The following is a 17538-nucleotide window of genomic DNA, read 5'->3' on the forward strand; positions in this document are numbered from 1 at the left end:
CAGGGAAGGTGTTATGCAAGTTCCAATTCAGAACGCATTAACGATCGATGTGGAAGATTATTTCCAGGTTGCAGCATTGGCGGAAGCCGTCTCCACGGAAGATTGGCCGCGGATGGAATACCGGGTGGAAGCCAACACCGATCGCCTGCTTGAGACTTTCGATAGGTTCGATACCAAGGCAACCTTCTTCATCCTCGGATGGGTTGCGGAGCGCTCCCCTTCACTGATTCGTCGTATTCACGAGGCTGGCCATGAAATAGCCAGTCACGGATACAGCCACCAGCTTGTCTACACACAAACTCCAAGTGTGTTTCGAGAAGAGACCAGGCGATCGAAGTCTATACTTGAGGGGATTATTGGCGAACCCGTGACAGGTTATCGGGCAGCCAGCTATTCGATTACGGCTGAGTCACGGTGGGCTCTTGATGTGCTCTGTGAGGAAGGCTTTACTTGGGATTCGTCCATTTTTCCGGTTCATCACGACCGATATGGCATGCCTGGAACACCCTTCCAACCCTACCAACTCAAGACCCCGAACGGCGGCATACTGACTGAATTCCCACTATCTACCTGCCCACTGGGCAACTATCGGTTGCCGATTGCGGGAGGTGGCTACTTCCGTCTGTATCCGTACTGGTTCAGTCGATGGGGGCTGGGGCGAATCAATCGTGCCGGACAGCCCTTTATTTTCTACCTCCACCCTTGGGAGATAGATGAAGAACAGCCTCGATTAAAGGTGAAGGCGTTGTCCCGGTTCAGGCACTACAACAATCTCGACAAGTGTATGAACAGGCTGGAATCCCTGCTTGATGATTTCAGTTTTGCGCCGGTTTCCCAAGTGCTTTCTGGTGCGGCCATCTCGAAGTTGGCTGTTGCAGTCTAATCGCAGTATAAGGGTGTTTGGATGGGAATGGATCTCTCCGCGGTCAAAATTGAAGGCTTTAAAAGCCGAATCGAACACCTTAAAAGAAAAAAAGGAAGGTTGGGCCGGCTTGTAAGCGAGGCGCGTATTGCAGGTACTTCGCCAGCAAATCTGGTTTCTGAACTTCAGTCCGTCAGTGCTGAAATAAAGACTCTGCAAAAAGGTCTTAAACATCAGAAAAATGCTGGGCATACGGTGAATAAGTGGAATCCGCCCGAGATTAATCCACAGGCGGCCATTCTTGGTCGGACCGTCGAAGGGCCGGTAACTGTTCGCGAATGTGATAGCGAATTAACGCAGGCTGTTGATAATTATGTTGCAGCGCATCCGGCAGCGTCTCTCTGGCATAGACCTGTCATTTCCGCTTTTATCAACACGCTCTATGGTCATCCCATCCGACTGTTCACGGCCCTCTCAAGCGACGGAAAAGTAGTCGGAACAATCGCCTTGGTAAAGCTTAAGAGCCGCCTATTTGGCACCTATCTGGTGTCGCTGCCCTATTTCAATTACGGAGGGATTCTCGCCGACAACCAGAAGGTTGCTGAGGCATTGATTTCTGCTGCTGATTCTTGGCGTGAGAAGGAATTCGCCAGCCATGTTGAGCTCCGCCATGTTCTGGATTTGGAGCAGAACCTTCCCCAGCGCAGCAGCAAGTTCGCATTTTGGTTGCCTTTACCCGAAACACCAGATGCCCTCTGGACGAGCTTCAAACCTAAGCTAAGGGCCCAGATTCGCCGGGGTGAACGAGAGAGGCCCGAAGTTATTTTCGGGGGTGTGGAACAACTCGATGCTTTCTATCGCGTCTTCTCCAGAAATATGCGCGACTTGGGTACACCAGTGTACGGTCGTGACTTCTTCCGTGGTTTACTCCAAAGCTTACCGGGCCAGTCCTGGCTGGTGATCTTGAGCGTTCAGGACAGGCCAGTCGGTTGCGCCTTTCTGGTGGGATATCGGGGCAGATTGGAGATACCTTGGGCCTCTACATTACGAACCGTAAGCCATACAGCAATAAACATGGCGATGTACTGGAACATCCTAAAATTTGCCGTTGCCCAGGGTTACACAGTGTTCGATTTTGGCCGGTGCACCGAAGATGCGGGAACCTACCATTTCAAAAAACAATGGGGGGCGCAGCCAATTAAACTGCACTGGGACTACCTGCTGGCACCGGGGGTGCCGTTGCCCGGTCTCAACCCGGACAATCCGAAGTTCCGGTTTCTGATCGCTGTCTGGAAGAAATTGCCCGTATGGATTGCGAATATTCTGGGTCCTAAAATTGTCAGAGTGTTGCCATAGTGAACGGTCAAGAGAGTGCCCGGCAAAAGACGGTTTTGCATCTGATTGATACGACGGGGCCTGGAGGGGCGGAAACAGTATTCACTAGCCTACTGAAGGAACTGGCCAAAACTAACATTCGGAATGTTGTGGTTCTGAGGGGGGAAGGTTGGGTGGCTGAGAGGGTTCGCGCCATAGGCCTTACACCTCGTTTCATCGATTCCAAGGGCAGCTTTAATCTGCAATACATCAAAGCCTTGAGGAAGCTTCTGGTAGACGAGCAGGTGGATCTTATTCATGCCCATTTACTTGGGTCTAACGTTTACGGCGCATTACTGGCTTTGCTTTCACGGAAACCGATGATTGCAACGTTTCATGGTGCAGTTGATGTGGCTGCGAAAGAGCGTTTCCTTAGAGCTAAGTTCATGCTTGTTGGCTGGGGTGCATCAAGGATCGTGTGTGTTTCTAAGAGACTCGAAAAAGAATTGATTGCCAGAAGCAACCTGCCAGAAAAAAAGCTCAAGTTGATCTACAACGGTGTGGACCCTGCGCATTTTCAGGGCAGTGGGCCCACCGATCTGCGCGCAGAACTGGGCCTTTCTCCGGATGCCAATCTGGTGGTGTCGATCGGCAACATCCGTCCCGCCAAGGGGTATGAATTTCTGGTGGACGCCGCAGTGAAGATGCTTGAATTAGAGGACAACACCCATTTTGTAGTGGTAGGTCATCAGCGTGAGGCGCTCTTTCGAGAGCTGCTGCATCAGATGAGCAAAGCACCCAAACCGCCCAAAATCCATTGGCTGGGTTTCAGAGAAGACGTTGCTGATATTCTCAGGCAGGCGAATGTTTTTTTGCTGCCTTCGACCTCAGAAGGCTTCTCGATCTCCACGGTCGAGGCCATGATGGCAGGCATTCCAGTCATTGCGACGCGAAGCGGAGGACCGGAAGAGATCATCTCCAATGAGGAAACCGGGTTTCTCATTCCGACGCAGGATTCATCTGCCATCGTTAACGCTATTCGCGCATTAGGGACTGCAGATACAAGAAACCGTGTAGTGGAGCAGGCCAGGCAGGTAGCTGAGGAAAAATTCAGCTTGCCGTCTATGCTGAACGAATATCGAGGGCTTTATCAACAACTGATTGGTTGAAACAGGATGTTCAAAAACGCTGCGTTAAGGATTGCCAACCTTGTAGGTGAAACTGGTTGTTTTCGGTTCCTGTCTCCAGAGACTGTGCCGGTTTTTATGTTGCATCGGGTGTATTCGGGTGAACGTACCATTGCTGGCGGTCTATCCGTGGACATCCTTCGTGACCATCTTCGCTATTTATCCAGACACGGGTATAGAGTCCTCACGATGGACGAGCTCTTCGAGATGCTAGGTGAGGGCGGTCGTATCGACCCGAAGTCGGTCATTTTCACCATTGATGACGGTTTTTCTGATCATTTCGAGGTTGCTGCGCGAGCCTTTGACGAATTCGGGTTTGTGCTTAATTGCTTCGTAATTACCGGTTTTCTCGATGGAAAGCTCTGGCCCTGGGACTATCAAATTACTTACGCCGTTCATCATTGTGCCCTTAATGAGGTTGCACTGACTCTACCAACGGGCGAGAAATATCAGTTGAATATGGCGAAGGACGGTGCTATCCATTCGATCAGAAAGCTCCGAAACAAGCTAAAATCCTGCCGCCAAACAAACATTTACGACTGGCTGAAATTTGAGTTATTCACCGCTTTGGCTGTCGGTTACCCTACTGATGTTCCGGCTGAATTTACCGCCATGTCCTGGGACAATGCGAGAACGCTGCAAGCGAACGGTCATGGCATTTATCCCCACACATATAGCCATAGAATTCTTTCATCGCTCCCTATTGGAGAAAAACAGGTAGAAATCGAAGAATCGTTAAAACGAGTGCAGGCTGAGTTGGGTAATAAGCCGAAGGTATTTGCCTATCCGACCGGACGCCAAATGGATTTCGATCAATCGGACATTGAAGAGTTAGCAAAGTGCGGGGTTGAAATGGCTTTTACGACTGTTACCGACTACGTGAGCAAGGGCCAAAGCCTTCTCAAACTTCCTCGCTTCTCTGTCCCTGAGAACGCAGAAGATTTCAGGCAGATTATGAACCGCTTCGAGGCCTTTAAAACGTTTTTCCTTAACGCCAATCACAAAGCCTCTTTATCGGGACTGATGTCGAGGGATGCAACTCATTAGTAAGACTGGCGACCGCTTGGTACCAGACGGATCCTATTAACTTTTTAAAGCACGGATGTACTGCTTAATTTCGAACCAGAAAGGAAGGGGATCGTCCCAGCGATTGACTTCATGGCGAGTTCGCAACCCCGGTCGAAGAAATCGAAGGACTTCGAGCAGTTTTTTCCTCCACGAGTAGGTTGACGTCGGTGATTTCAAAACGATGAAGAGTCGGTCAATGTCTCCGAGAATCCATCTAACTCGGCGCTGACGCCATTTGATCTCCGGCACCTCCTGTCCGGTGCTCACGAGATAAAGCCACCAGGGAAAGTCTATTCCGGAGTCTATTGCCAATTGGAGCGAACCCCAGAATCTGGGGTTTACCTCCATCAGGTATCCGGTGCCAGTCGGAGAAACCCTGAATTCCACCATCGCAACGCCATGCCAGTTAGCCCCAATGAGAAGCTTTTCGGCGTACATCTTGAGTTGGGGATCTAGTTGTGCCGATTCACTCAGAACACTGACCCCGCCACCCGGAGGTTTTTCCCTCAATCTGCGATGTGAAAAATAGCAAACAGGCTCACCTTTGTTGAACAGCGCGAAGATACCCTGACCGGTGCCTTGGACATAAGATTGGATAGTGAAAGGGTAGTCAAAAAAGGCATTCGCTTGGAGCTGGGACTCGGCTTCGTTGGAATCATTGGCAATCAAAACCCTTGTCGAAAGTATGCGATCCGCTTGCAGTATTTTCGACTTGAAGGGCTTTAGCACGATTGGGAAGTCTTTTACTAAGGGAAGTGCTTTTAGACCATCCTGGCGGTTCTGACACCATACCGTGGCGGGAATCGGGGTTCCTTGGCGGTCGGCGTACTCGAAGAGGTTGTTCTTGTTGGCTAATTTCTCTACCTCCGCTTCAGAGGGGAAGGGGAAAGTAACGAAGGAGGGAAGTTCATCCTGATACCTTAGAACAACGTAGGTTGTTGTCTCCGTGATGGGTAGCAGAAAGGTGATCTCTAATTCATTGATGAGTCTCAATAACGTCTCGAAAAAGGCTCGTGGAGCGGCGTGCGGGTCTGGGTAGATGCAAGTTTTTTTGTTGAATCGGGAAGAGCCAGCCAAGGAGGGAGCAGAGCTTTCTCCGACAGCAATCCACAAACCCCGTGTTCCAAGTGACCTCACTGCTGCAAGCGAGGCCCGTTGATTTCCGTCCAGTACTAGAATTTTGGAATCCGGGAATTGCGACATCCTGCCGACACCTCTGATGGAAAACGAGCTATATTATCAGATAAGGAAATGGCGTTTTCTATGGGGTTGTGGATACCAGTATTGCAGTCTGTACTCCGTTCTCTTCGAAATGTGCTCAGAACGGTTCAATTCGCTGAGACTCGGTTCGTCCGAACGGGTTTTGCCAGGTTCGTGTTGCAAATGGATTATCTATGAGAAAAGGAGGTTCCAGGTTGAACCGGTTGGTGTATGAGCGGTTTGGCTCGAGGAGCGGTTTTGTTTTGTTTCTCGGGTATTGGTTTCTCGCAAATATCGGAGGTTTCAGGCAATTCCCTCCAGTTCGCCCACAACAAAATCAGCGTTTGGTGTTCGTTTGTAATGGGAATATCTGTCGAAGCCCACTAGCTGAGGTGTACGCAAGAAGTTTGGGCAGAGAGGCTGCATCTTGTGGATTGAATTGCGGGGACGGAAACCCTGCCGATCCCCGAGCGAAGGACTTCGCCAAACAATATCAACTGGATCTTGAGCATCATCGGACAACTAACGCAAAGAGCTTTTCTTTTCGGCCGGACGACCTGGTCGTAGTGATGGAGCCATCCCACATCGCTTCGTTTCAGAGAATCGTGGGCGACCACCACCACATCGTACTCGCTGGAAGTTTCTGTCAACGACCAAGGCCGTATATCCACGATCCTTACAATTGTTGCACAGGATTTTTTGAAAATTGCGAACGCCAGGTACTCGAAGCTGTTCGGGGGGTCTGTGCTTAAAAGGAAGACAGGCATTGCTGACCAGGATTTTTTCGCACTGAAGCCAGGTGTCCTGTGGAGATATTTTAAGACCGAGAGCTTTGCATTTTGGATGATATGTGCGTATCTCTTTCTAGAATATTTTCGACCTCAATCAATATACCCTTCGATAGACGTCTTGCCTTGGACCAAGCTAGTCGTTTGTGGGGCGATATTGGGTTGTTTTACGGACAAAAGCGTTCGCTGGGTTTCTTCGTCAATTAATTTTCTGCTAATACTATTTCTAGTTCTTATTATCCTTTCTAGCTTTCTGGCATATTTCCCTAGAGTATCTTTTGAAAACCTGAGTAAGTACTATCTCTGGGTTATAATTTATTTTCTTATAATTAATATAGTAAATACAAAAAGAAGGTTCTATATTTTCATAGGAATATTTTTACTTGCATCTTTCAAGCTTTCCCTTTCCCTCTCCATTACATGGGCAAGAAGGGGGTTTTCATTTGCCGATTGGGGGTTAATGGGACCGCCGGGTTTTTTCCAGAACTCAGGAGAGCTGGCAATACAGATGCTGGTCTATTGGCCAATTGCGTTAGCCTTCGCACAATCGATAAGAAAAAATATATCGGAAAAAATGTATTTGCTTTGTTTGTTGATGCCGATAACTGGAATAATGGTAATTCTAGGTGCAAGTTCCAGGGGGGCTCAACTTGCTCTAGTAATACAACTAATGATCATGAATTATAAATACATATTCAAGTTAAGGGTTGCTGCATCATTGTTGATTTTTTTGTCAGCTTTTTGGTTTTTTTTACCGGATGCACAAAAAGAGAGATTCGAAACAATTGGTCATGATGGGACCTCAAAACAGCGAATACTTTACTTTGAAAATGGTGTAAAGATGATCAATGATAATCCTGTTTTGGGAGTTGGCTATTTTAATTTTGCACCGTACTATGAAAAGTATTTTCGCGATGACGTAATATTAGGGCGAGCAGAACTGCCACATAATATTTTCATTCAGGTCGGCACCGATACCGGCCTGTTAGGACTTTTTACGTTTATCCTAATAATTGTTACTGCATTCAGAATCGGTAACAGGTTTTCAACACCATCCTGCCAAAACGGCAACAATGTTATGGGGCGGTGTGCAAACCTTTCTTTAATCGGATTCTTGGTGGCTGGTCAATTTGTAACCGTTACTTATTATCCGTTTCTATGGATACACCTCGCACTCATAGTTTCAATGGAAAATAGTTTTAAAGAGGTAAAGGTGAAAAAACTATTCAGGGCGGCACGGGCATGAAAATACTATGGCTTTCGCATTTGGTGCCATACCCGCCCAAAGGCGGGGTCCTGCAGCGCTCCTTTAACCTAATTAAAGAGGCGGCTAGGGAGCATGAAATTACCCTGTTGTGTTTTAATCAGCGAGCTTTCCTTGAGAGCACCCTTCCTGAAGTGACTGATCCGCTTGAACTCGCTTGCTCTGAACTTCTGAACTATGTTCAGCACATAAAAGTTTTTGAAATTCCAGAGGATAAACTTCTTGGAGGAAAGCTTTGGGTCGTAACTAAGGCAATACTTAAGGGAAGTTCATACAACATGGAATGGTTAAAGTCTGATCCATTCAGAAAAGAATTAATTAACAAAATTAAATCAGATGAATTCGACGTGGTCCATGTTGATACCATTAGTTTATGTGCCTATTTTGATGTGATTCATGAGGCGCCGCTAATACTTAATCATCATAACTTTGAAAGCAAAATGCTTATGGAGCGTTCGCGAAAAGAAAAAAATAAATTAAAGCGGATTTTTTACGCTCACGAAGCCCGCCGACTTCTTGATAGCGAAAAAAATTATATAAGAAAGGTGCAGTTGAACATTACCTGTTCTGACGACGATGCAAATGATATTAGAGCAGAGGTTGGTGTCGATAATGTTATGACGATACCAAATGGTGTTGATCTTTCGTATTTCTCGACCAATAGATCGGTTTTGCCAATCGCCAATAGAATAGTGTTGGTCGGAGGACTCTCCTGGTACCCGAATAGGGACGCTGTTGAGTACTTTTTGCAGGAAGTATGGCCTTTACTGAAAGAACGCGTGCCTACAGCTGAAGTGGATATTATCGGGAGAAGTCCCACAGAGAGTATGACCAAGTTTGCAGAGCAGGAGCCCCGTGTTCACGTGCAAGGCTTCGTTGACGACGTCCGGCCCTATCTTTGGCGATCCGAGTTTTACCTTTGTCCGATTCGAATAGGCGGTGGGACCAAACTAAAGATTCTGGATGCGCTAGCCTCCGGATGTTGCATTATTGCTCACCCTTTTGCCTGTAAAGGAATCGAGGTCCGAGAGGGCGAGCATGTCTTGTTCGCAGAATCAGGCGCGGAGTACGTGGATAAGATCGAGCTGTTGAATTCCGATCCGGAACTCCGTGCTAGATTGAGAGAGCGGGGGCCAAAACTGATCGAATCTAGTTATAGTTACGAGGGCATTGGGAGAACCTACTCGTCAGCAGTAACGGAAGCTGCAACCAAAGCAAAAAATCAGGGAGTGAAATTTGATGAATTCGTCGTTGGCAAAAGCTCTGTTTGAGTCTGGCGCCAGGCTCCGAAATCCAAGCCTTTTTCGCCAGTACGAGTCGTTTAAAGACACAGAATGGTGGAACCTACCCGCTCTCGAGCAGCTGCAATTAGAAAGAACGCGGAAGTTGCTTAAATATGCTGCCGAAAGCTCACCCTTTTTCAAGCGCCGATTCAAGGCTTCTGGTTTTGATGTTGAAAAACTATCATCTCTGAGTGACCTGAAGGTTATTGAGCCAGTAAGTAAGTCAGATTTGATTCAATTCAATTCGGAAATCCACACCGGAATGGAACGGGCGAAATGTCGTCTTGCTGAAACTTCGGGTACCTCAGGAGAGGCGCTTGCGTTTTTGAGAAATGAAGAGTGGGATTCGGCAAATCGGGCCCTCATGATGAGGTCGTACGACTGGTACGGAGTCAAGCCCTGGGACCCTAACGGATACCTTTGGGGATACAACACACGATACCTCGATTCAAAGAAAACCCAACTTCTCGATAAACTGCAGAATCGATTTCGTATTTTTCGATACTCCGAAGAGGAGATAAGAAGCTTTGCCAAAAAGTTGAACGGCGCCTCTTTCATTTCCGGATACTCCTCCATGATCTATGAAGTAGCCAAGGCGCTGATAGAGCTTGACCTGGAACCGCTCCCCTTGCGGATGGTGAAGGGTACGTCAGAGATGATCCTCGATGCTTATCAGCCCAGCGCTGAACAAGCCTTCGGCGGGCGGATTATCAGCGAATATGGGGCCGCCGAATCTGGCCTGATCGCATTCGAGTGTCCAAGAGGGAGCATGCACGTCAATGTTGAGAACGTTGTTCTTGAGGTCGACGAGAATGGCGACTTACTTGTTACTAACTTATCCTCATTTTCTTTTCCTATTATTCGCTACCGACTGGGTGACTGTGTCTCATTAAGCCATTCCGAGTGTGGGTGCGGCCGAAAGCATATGGTCATAAAAGACATCGCTGGAAGACGCGGAGCTACAGTGTTTGGCCATTCTCAAACCTATCCTGCTCTTACTTTTTATTATGTTTTTAAGAATCTGGCGCTTAAAAAAGATATTCTTTTAAATTATAAAGCTTCTCAGTCGGAACAAGGATGTGTCGATATTTATATTGAGGGTGAAAGTAATCGGCGTCATATAGAAGATGTGAAATCGGAGTTATATAAATATTTTGGTAAAGATATAGTTTTCAATATTAAGTTCTTGAGGCAGTTTTCAGTAGAGACCAAAAAGACTCAATATTTTGAAACGACCATATAAGATTTTTATTTCTCAGGGTGCTTGGAATGGAATTATTTATCGTTCATAGAAATATCTCGAATCCAAGTACATCGAAAATCCCATGGGATCACTTGGAGAAAATCGACATAGCGAAAGGTTTGTATTTGTCCTACAGGAAAGACCTTGTAGAGGGAGAAGATTATGGAAATTGGTTTTTCCTGTGGTACGGCGAGTTCGATGCTAAGCCGGATTTAAGCCTCTTGGCCGATAGACTTGATTCAGATAGAGCGGCCGAAACATGGGGTGGTAGAGGAGTTTGCATCGCTATCAATAAAATAAAAGCAGAATTAAAGATAATAAATGATAGCTATGGCTCGTTTCCGATTTTTTTCTCTAAATCGCCGATCGATTCTGACGTCATAGCCTCTAACTCAATCAAGGCTTTTAATCAAATTAAAATAGATTGGACTTCTTTTTATCAGTTTCTTTCTTTTGGCTATATAATTGGTGAATTTTCGATCTTTAATAACGTATCTCGGTTGATGGCTAATAGTATGTTGGCGGTCTCAGGAAATAGTAATGAGATAAATATAAAAGTCAATCGGTTAGAGAACTTCTGGCTTATGGGCGGAGAGGTTACAGAGGATAAAGTCGACTCGATTATCGATATTCTCAGGTTTGAGGCTGGGAAGATAGACCGTTCTTTGTTGATGATGTCGGGTGGCTGGGATTCGAGGTTGCTGCTATCGGCAATGAAGGACGTTAGCCCCGTGCTATACACCCATGGAAATCTGGCGAGCAGGGAGATAGCGATTGTTCGGGATATTGCGAATCTCTTGCGCCTAGAGTTAATTGAGCACGACTTTTCGTGCGACAATTTTGATGATTCTCTTTTCCAGGGATATTTAGAAAAGAATGAATCTATGATGTTCAGCCACTGGGCCGAAGCTGGCAGGCTCGCCAGCACAAGGTCCCTTGTAATGACGGCAGGAACCTTTGGTGAAGTACTCGGTGGTCACTACGGCACTCTGAATTCTTTGCCGCCCAAGAAGAAATATCTTTCGTTGGCTGCCCACATGCTAGGGCTCGGAGGGTTCGTGGACAGGTACCTGCACCTTGAAGATATAGAGCAGGTGTATGAACTTTTGAAAGTTTCGAATTACAACGTGTTTTGGATGGTTAGAGATGAAATCTCCGAACGTTTGAAAACGCTTCAGCTTATGGAGGACTCAAATGATAGATTAAATTCCGTTTTGACGTCATATCGGGAACAGGGCACAGATAACGCACAGGCGATTTATGAAAGGTTTTATACTGAACACAGAGGTGGACAATATATTAACCTTCAAATGAAAAACGCAGCGGTGGCGGGGCGGTTTCGAAATGCTTTCACCAACCGGGATCTCATTGCAGTCGTGTCTAGCATCAAATTTGAAGATCGGGCTCATAATAAACTTAACAAAAAAGTAGTCCGCAAGATTTGCCCGGAACTTTTAAAGTTTCCGCTGGCGGCAACTTTAGCAAATGCTGGGCGGCCCCTACTTGTTCAGGAAATATCCCGGGCAACCAGAAAGTTCATAGAAAAAAATAATTTAGGGATGACACTTTATTCCAAGATGTCTGTTTATGGAGGAAGAAAGTTTGGTTGGAACGATTTTGAAGCGATTGTAAGCCCGGAGCTAGCTAATGGAATGCTTGCGAACTTCCAAAGTGATCTTTGGGATCGAGATGCGATCGTAGGAGCTTCGAACTCTAAAGATTCAGGAATGAAATACCCATTGTTCGATATGCTGTCGAAGGCGTTAACTTTGGACTTTTCTATCACACCGCAACGTCCGATTGAATAAATTTTTCCTGCTAATCGTGTCTTTCGTGAGTGTCTGGCAAATTTTGGGCTTTGTGTAGTTGAGTTAGAGCCTAAACTCATCAGGTTTTTCGAGTGTTCAGTTGGTAAGTTTCTTTTTTTAAAATGTTCGAAAAATAAGCTAATCTGTTACTAAGGAAGCGGTAGATAAACACAGGATGTTTAGTCATGAAGCTATCTGTTACGCGTTTGGACGACAGTTCGTTTCCTTCTCTGGGTTGGGTTGTGAAAGTCGACTTAGATCATTGGGGGTCGGTTAGAGCCCATTGTGGACTGTTAGTCGAGGCAGGTTCAAATTACCTAGTTGAGGGAGTGTGGCCTGGTCCGTTTGCTGAACTGGGCTTCTCAGTTTCTGAACGCTTTTTCGGTAGCGGCTTTCGAATTCTTTCCAAAGATGAGCTGTGTTTCGTATCGTCTTGTTCGACGGTCGATCGAATTTGGTGCCATCAAAAAGATCGCATTATTACCCTCTCTAATTCTTTGCCTTGCCTGCTTAGCGTAGCGGACATCAATCTTCTTTGCTCAGAAGATAAGTATGCCAAGTTAGTTGAGAGTATCGTCAATGGGAACGAATACAAGAGTGAATTTCCGGTAGATCACGGACGGCTCCATGTTCACTATTTTGAGAATGTTCGAGTAACAAAAGAAGGTATAAATATAGAAGTGAAGCCGACAGAGATCTCTCCTTTCGAAAACTTCGATGAATATTCTGCATTTTTATACGATACAGCTATAGCTATTGGCGCTAACGCAGCAGATTCATCTAGAGAATATCCTGTAAAAATTTTCAGCACTATTTCCCGTGGATACGACAGTCCTGTAGCTTCTGTCTTAGCTAAAGCCGCGGGATCAAAGACTGCATTTACGATAAAGTCGGCAAGAAGTCTCTTGCCCCGAGAAGACTCCGGGCTTGAAATTTGTAAGTATTTGGGGCTGGAGTGCAAGGAGTTTACTAACAACCGTACTCGTTTTCGTGATGAGCTTTGGTATTGGGCTGCAAATGGCAGTTTACAAGACATGAATTTTTCGGTCTTTGATTACCCTAACGGACCCTCTGCAATGTTCACTGGCTTTAACGGAGACATGGTTTGGTCTAGGGGGGAGGCATCCGACGGAAATTATTTAAAACGGAAGGACTCGACAGGGCTTGGGTTTTGTGAGCATCGGCTATTGAAAGGGGTAATACACTGTCCGGTGCCGTTTTGGGGAATCAGGCAGATTGAATCTATCAAACGAATTAGTAATAACAAAATGATGGCTCCCTGGGCGCTCGGAGGAGAGTACGATAGACCTGTACCTCGCAGGATTGCCGAAGCTGCAGGAATCCCAAGAGAATGCTTTGGCCAGCGGAAAAGCGCTACCACTGTCGATGAGTTGATTTTGTTGCCGATCACACGCCAGTTAAGGAATGAGTACCAAAAATTTCTTTCAATGAACTATTTACCACCTCTTAGAATTTATACGCTCTCCATAGTTCGTTTTTTTGTTGATTTATGGCGAGGAATTGTTCGACAAAGGTTGATTGATTTTCTGAGGAGCAAGCATTTTTTTAAAGATCGATCAAAAACATTTGCTTGGGAAAATTTCCTTTTTCCTTGGGCAAATCAGAAGCTAAAGACGGATTTTGCCGTCGAAACGGACGTTAGCGAGGAATTGAGTAGAACCTAAACTGTCAACCGTGCATAGGTGGCCAAAATGAAAAAATCAATTGCTTTTCTGGCGCTCTTGAGCGTCGGACTATGCTCTGCCGCGGATGTAAGCGCTTTGGAGTCATGGTTTAAAGATGGCTTTGAATCTGGGGATTTCTCTACAGAATCTTCCACGGGCGCCGGCAGTCTTCGCTGGAGTCCGTCAAATGTTTCTATATCATCTTCCTTTTCGCACTCAGGTACCTATTCAGCAAAATTCGTATTTGGTCCAGATGCTAATGGTGAGGATTCTTGGCGAGAGCTTGGTTTCCGATTTGATAGGGCTTTTTCCGAAATATGGGTTGAATACTGGATTCTGTACCCTAGTAATTACAACCACAGGTCACAGTCAAGCTCTTCGAATAATAAATTTTTTCAGTTTAATTACAATGCTGCCCCCAAACAGATGTTAACGATAGAATCGGCGGTCCAAGGCGGCGGGGCGTCGTTGATGCGTCGTTATCTGTCTACCACTCAAAACCCCGACGGGTCAAACAATTGGCCAGTAAGTGACTCAGACACGCCCAACTTCATTGGCTCCGGAAGTAATTTTGCAATTCAGCTTGGTCAATGGACTAAAGTAATGATTCACTACAAAAGCGGAAGCGATGGTCGTTCAAATGATGGGTTAGCAGAAATTTGGATCAATGATGAGTTATTTCACTCCCTGGAGTGGCCATTTTGGGAAAGAGATAACGGAGGCAGCATTAACGGTGGCTATATACTGGGCTGGTCCAACTCTGGCTTTTCACAAGCCACTGATATCTACGTCGATGATTTTACAGTTTATACATCACAGCCAAGCGGAGGAGCTGCGGGAACGAGTGCTCGGCCAAAGCCACCCTCCAATATAAAAATCGATAATTGACTCCCTTGAGATGGAATCAGGCTAAGGCTTTTGGTTAGCTCTTTAGGCGTTTTTCCAGTGGGGGGCTGACTATTCCATGGAACTGAATTTTTTTGGTTTAAACCTCTAAATTTCGTTTCATGGAATTTTTATTTTTGCGTTCAGTCGTATTTCCTGACCGAAAATATTCTATGGAGTATTCCTCCGGAGACCATCAATTTTCTAAATCTTGATTATTATCAAATTGCATAGAGCTACAGTAATGATCTACCTCTTGGAATCAGCAGGTCGAGTATCTTTAAACCAAGAGCGATTTTATCGAGGAGCATTAGATCATCAGCTTATTGTTTTTGTTTTAGATTTTTGTTAATGCCTTTTCATGAAAGCCGTCAGATAACACTTTGATTCCAGAAGTTCCTCCTTACGGAATAAAATTATTGCGATAACGAAGGATAAGATAGACGCTGACACGGTTTTGGCAAATATAGTTAGCCCACAGATATTCTGGGGAATAAAAATGTAATCGATTGCGGCATAGCTTGAAAAAACCAAACACGCAGTGATTAATCCTGTCTGATTGATTCTGAGGGGATAAAATTTCTTTCCGGTGTGGAGCGCATAACAGTATTGAGCTAAGGATCCTAGCGCTAATCCAGCAGCCGCACCAACAAAGCCAAATTTTGGAATTAACGTCGCATAAAAAAAGGTTATTATAGCCGCTGTAAAAATATTATTTTTCGTCAACTCAAGCGTCTTGTTCGTTATCAAAAAACTGAAGTTGTTAAAGATTGTTAAACATTGAAATACGCTGGCTAATATTAGAAAGGGTACCGCATTAATAGCCGAATGGAATTCGGGCGCAGACATCAGCTCGATCAGGATTGGAGAAAACGCACTGACCCAGACTCCCGAAATGAGAAGCAATGCGGTAATCATACGAAAGGCAAGAGAGTACGCCGGGTACGGATTATCATTTTTTGCAATCGAATACCGCTCTGTCTGCCAGTATTGGGCGAATGGGCTCCAAACCAGAACCCCGACAATGGCTCCAAATTTCGCCGCCAATTCGAATAGCCCAACCTCATCCAGCGAAGAAAAAATTCGAATAAAATAGCGATTAGATGAGCCGATATAAAGACCAATCATCCCTGAGAGCCATAGAGGCCAGCTGAATTTTAGGATTTTGATGGCTAAAAATTTGTTCGTATGTATTCCCGTGTGATAGAGGGTATAGAACATTAGTATTAGTGCTATTGTTACGGAGGAAACAAGGCTGCTCAGAGCGAGCCCCATCAATCCCCACTCCAAAACAACTATGGTGATTACGTTCAAAGAAAGTTGTAAAGCCAGCTTGGCCATATTGAAATTAAAAAATGTCCACGGTTTTTTTATGATTCTTATATAAGTAAGGCTGTATTGCTCTAAAGCATGGGTAAGTATCAAAGCCGAAAATATTGTTACGTAAATGCTGTAGTCGGCATTACCAAACACGATATTTGAAAGAGGCGTAGAGAAGCCAGCCATAACCAGGCATGCCGAGCCACTAAAGACTGAAGTCACCAAAAACGCGGTGTTTATTACCGAATTTTTCTGTTGGATGTTGTCTTGTTCATGATAGAACTTAGGGATAGCCTGGAACATATGCCCGCCAAGGAGGATTTCGAATAGGCTGACGAGAAATACGAGCAGTCCGATAACACCATAATCTGATGGGGACAGGTAGTTGGTGTATATGGGTAGCATCAGGAACCCAACGAGTTGCCGGGAGACATTACCCACTGCATAAATTGTAGAGTGAGAGACCATTTGTCGGGCCTGGCTCACGATACTTTCTCCAAATTTTGCTCAAGTGTGCGAAATACGCTTAAAATTCCGCGTGCTTGTGATTCTTGGCAATACTCTTTCAAAACACGCTGCCGTCCGTTTTGTCCATATTCAAGAAGCTTGTGGGGGGCACTCAGAAATTTGTCGACTGCGTCAGCGGCAGCCTCGTGGTCGCCTACCGGAAATTTCATGCCTGTCAGTGGAGTCACGGCCTCATTGAGGCCGGGCAGGTCTGAAACAAGTAGTGGCAATGCAGAAGAGGCCATCTCCAAGGAAGACATGGGAAACGAATCCCATTCTGTCGAGGCAATCATTCCGATAGAGCAACTTTTCAATAGATCAGCGACGTCACTTCTATAACCACCGAAGGTGACATGGGCGCTCACCGCGTCGTCGTTCAGGTACTCTGAAAAGCTCTCTAGCTCGCCGGCGCGGTTACCGAGTATAAGAAAATGGACATCCCGTCGTTTTATCCGATGAATAAGAGAACTGGCGGCCTGAAGGATTACGTGTACACCCTTTCTTCTCTCCATGTGACCAGAGAAGACGATGATCCTTCGGTCTCGAGGAATGTCAAAGCTATCATGCGCGTAGAATCGTTTATTCGGGTCTGGAGCGAACTGTTCGGTGTCAATGCCGGTTTTTACAACGGAGGTCCTGGATTTCGGGATACCGCGTCCAGTCACTGCGGTATTGCGCATTCCCTCAGACTGGAAAATGAAATGGTCTGGTCCATGCTTTCTAAAAGAAACTTCCAGCTTTTTTAGCAATAGCTTCACGCCGCTGTTTGGTGAACTCATTGGGGCCCCCCAGTAGGACACAAAGGTTTTTATGCCGCCTAGCCTCAATGCACGGTACATAGGTTGGGATACGGGCTGGTCGAACCCAAGCAGTCGGGTGATCTTGTGCCGTCTTACGTAGGCTTCGATTTCGTCAATTTTGTTTTGATGCGTCCAGGTTGTATTTAACTGAAGAACGTTCTTAAGCTCACTAGGGAGACTTGGTGTCATTCCTCCGTCTAGCCTGGAGTACGCGAAATGTATGTCTGAAATGTCCTTAGTTAAAGACTTCGCGACGCTTAGAAAAGTATGCTCGTGACTTGAGGCGGCAAACCCTGGATTGGATTCACAGTGAAATAGAACCAA

At 45.9% G+C, this 17538-nt stretch carries 14 protein-coding genes; 11 read left to right on the plus strand and 3 right to left on the minus strand.

The features are described 5' to 3' along the window. Positions 1-13 precede the first annotated feature (13 nt). The 4 genes from FGO67_RS10370 (at position 14) to FGO67_RS10385 (ending at position 4410) form a co-directional block, all read left to right on the plus strand. A complete protein-coding gene (locus FGO67_RS10370) occupies positions 14-883 on the plus strand; it encodes an XrtA system polysaccharide deacetylase (RefSeq protein WP_203300621.1) in 870 nt (289 codons plus the stop codon). Positions 884-904: 21 nt separating this feature from the next. Further along, positions 905-2218 carry a FemAB family XrtA/PEP-CTERM system-associated protein gene (locus FGO67_RS10375; RefSeq protein ID WP_203300622.1) on the plus strand — a complete coding sequence of 438 codons (1314 nt, stop codon included), beginning with the start codon at positions 905-907 and terminating at the stop codon, positions 2216-2218. Then, positions 2218-3345, plus strand: a complete 1128-nt coding sequence (locus FGO67_RS10380; RefSeq protein ID WP_203300623.1) for a glycosyltransferase — start codon at positions 2218-2220, stop codon at positions 3343-3345. The genes FGO67_RS10375 and FGO67_RS10380 overlap by 1 nt, the downstream gene beginning before the upstream one ends. 207 nt (positions 3346-3552) lie before the next feature. Then, the gene (locus FGO67_RS10385) at positions 3553-4410 is read left to right on the plus strand and encodes a polysaccharide deacetylase family protein (RefSeq protein ID WP_203300624.1); all 858 of its coding nucleotides are present in this window, start codon (positions 3553-3555) and stop codon (positions 4408-4410) included. 36 nt (positions 4411-4446) lie between these two features. Here the strand turns inward: FGO67_RS10385 and FGO67_RS10390 are convergent, their stop codons facing one another. Beyond that, positions 4447-5634 carry a carboxylate--amine ligase gene (locus FGO67_RS10390; RefSeq protein ID WP_203300625.1) on the minus strand — a complete coding sequence of 396 codons (1188 nt, stop codon included), beginning with the start codon at positions 5632-5634 and terminating at the stop codon, positions 4447-4449. A gap of 191 nt (positions 5635-5825) precedes the next feature. On the opposite strand from FGO67_RS10390, the gene FGO67_RS17375 reads away from it, so the two are divergent. From FGO67_RS17375 to FGO67_RS10425, 7 genes are all read left to right on the plus strand, one after another. Continuing rightward, positions 5826-6383, plus strand: coding sequence for an arsenate reductase/protein-tyrosine-phosphatase family protein (locus tag FGO67_RS17375; protein ID WP_420844507.1), 558 nt, complete (start codon positions 5826-5828; stop codon positions 6381-6383). Then, a complete protein-coding gene (locus tag FGO67_RS17275) occupies positions 6376-7665 on the plus strand; it encodes an O-antigen ligase family protein (protein ID WP_203300627.1) in 1290 nt (429 codons plus the stop codon). Before FGO67_RS17375 ends, FGO67_RS17275 begins: the two co-directional genes overlap by 8 nt. After that, positions 7662-8954 carry a glycosyltransferase family 4 protein gene (locus FGO67_RS10405; RefSeq protein WP_203300628.1) on the plus strand — a complete coding sequence of 431 codons (1293 nt, stop codon included), beginning with the start codon at positions 7662-7664 and terminating at the stop codon, positions 8952-8954. The genes FGO67_RS17275 and FGO67_RS10405 overlap by 4 nt, the downstream gene beginning before the upstream one ends. Next, on the plus strand, positions 8923-10209 hold the full coding sequence (locus FGO67_RS10410; RefSeq protein ID WP_203300629.1) for a phenylacetate--CoA ligase family protein: 1287 nt from the start codon (positions 8923-8925) through the stop codon (positions 10207-10209). Before FGO67_RS10405 ends, FGO67_RS10410 begins: the two co-directional genes overlap by 32 nt. A gap of 26 nt (positions 10210-10235) precedes the next feature. Next, positions 10236-12017, plus strand: a complete 1782-nt coding sequence (locus FGO67_RS10415) for an asparagine synthetase B family protein (protein WP_203300630.1) — start codon at positions 10236-10238, stop codon at positions 12015-12017. A gap of 185 nt (positions 12018-12202) precedes the next feature. After that, complete coding sequence (locus FGO67_RS10420) at positions 12203-13702, plus strand: hypothetical protein (protein WP_203300631.1); 1500 nt, start codon at positions 12203-12205, stop codon at positions 13700-13702. A 27-nt stretch (positions 13703-13729) separates the two neighbouring features. Beyond that, positions 13730-14590, plus strand: a complete 861-nt coding sequence (locus FGO67_RS10425; RefSeq protein WP_203300632.1) for a hypothetical protein — start codon at positions 13730-13732, stop codon at positions 14588-14590. A 345-nt stretch (positions 14591-14935) separates the two neighbouring features. On the opposite strand, the gene FGO67_RS10430 is transcribed toward FGO67_RS10425, so the two are convergent. After that, complete coding sequence (locus FGO67_RS10430) at positions 14936-16393, minus strand: lipopolysaccharide biosynthesis protein (RefSeq protein WP_203300633.1); 1458 nt, start codon at positions 16391-16393, stop codon at positions 14936-14938. Next, positions 16390-17193 carry a glycosyltransferase gene (locus FGO67_RS10435; RefSeq protein ID WP_203300634.1) on the minus strand — a complete coding sequence of 268 codons (804 nt, stop codon included), beginning with the start codon at positions 17191-17193 and terminating at the stop codon, positions 16390-16392. The genes FGO67_RS10430 and FGO67_RS10435 overlap by 4 nt, the downstream gene beginning before the upstream one ends. Positions 17194-17538 lie beyond the last annotated feature (345 nt).

It is taken from the genome of Marinobacter sediminum, assembly GCF_016820575.1.
Classification (GTDB): domain Bacteria; phylum Pseudomonadota; class Gammaproteobacteria; order Pseudomonadales; family Oleiphilaceae; genus Marinobacter; species Marinobacter sediminum.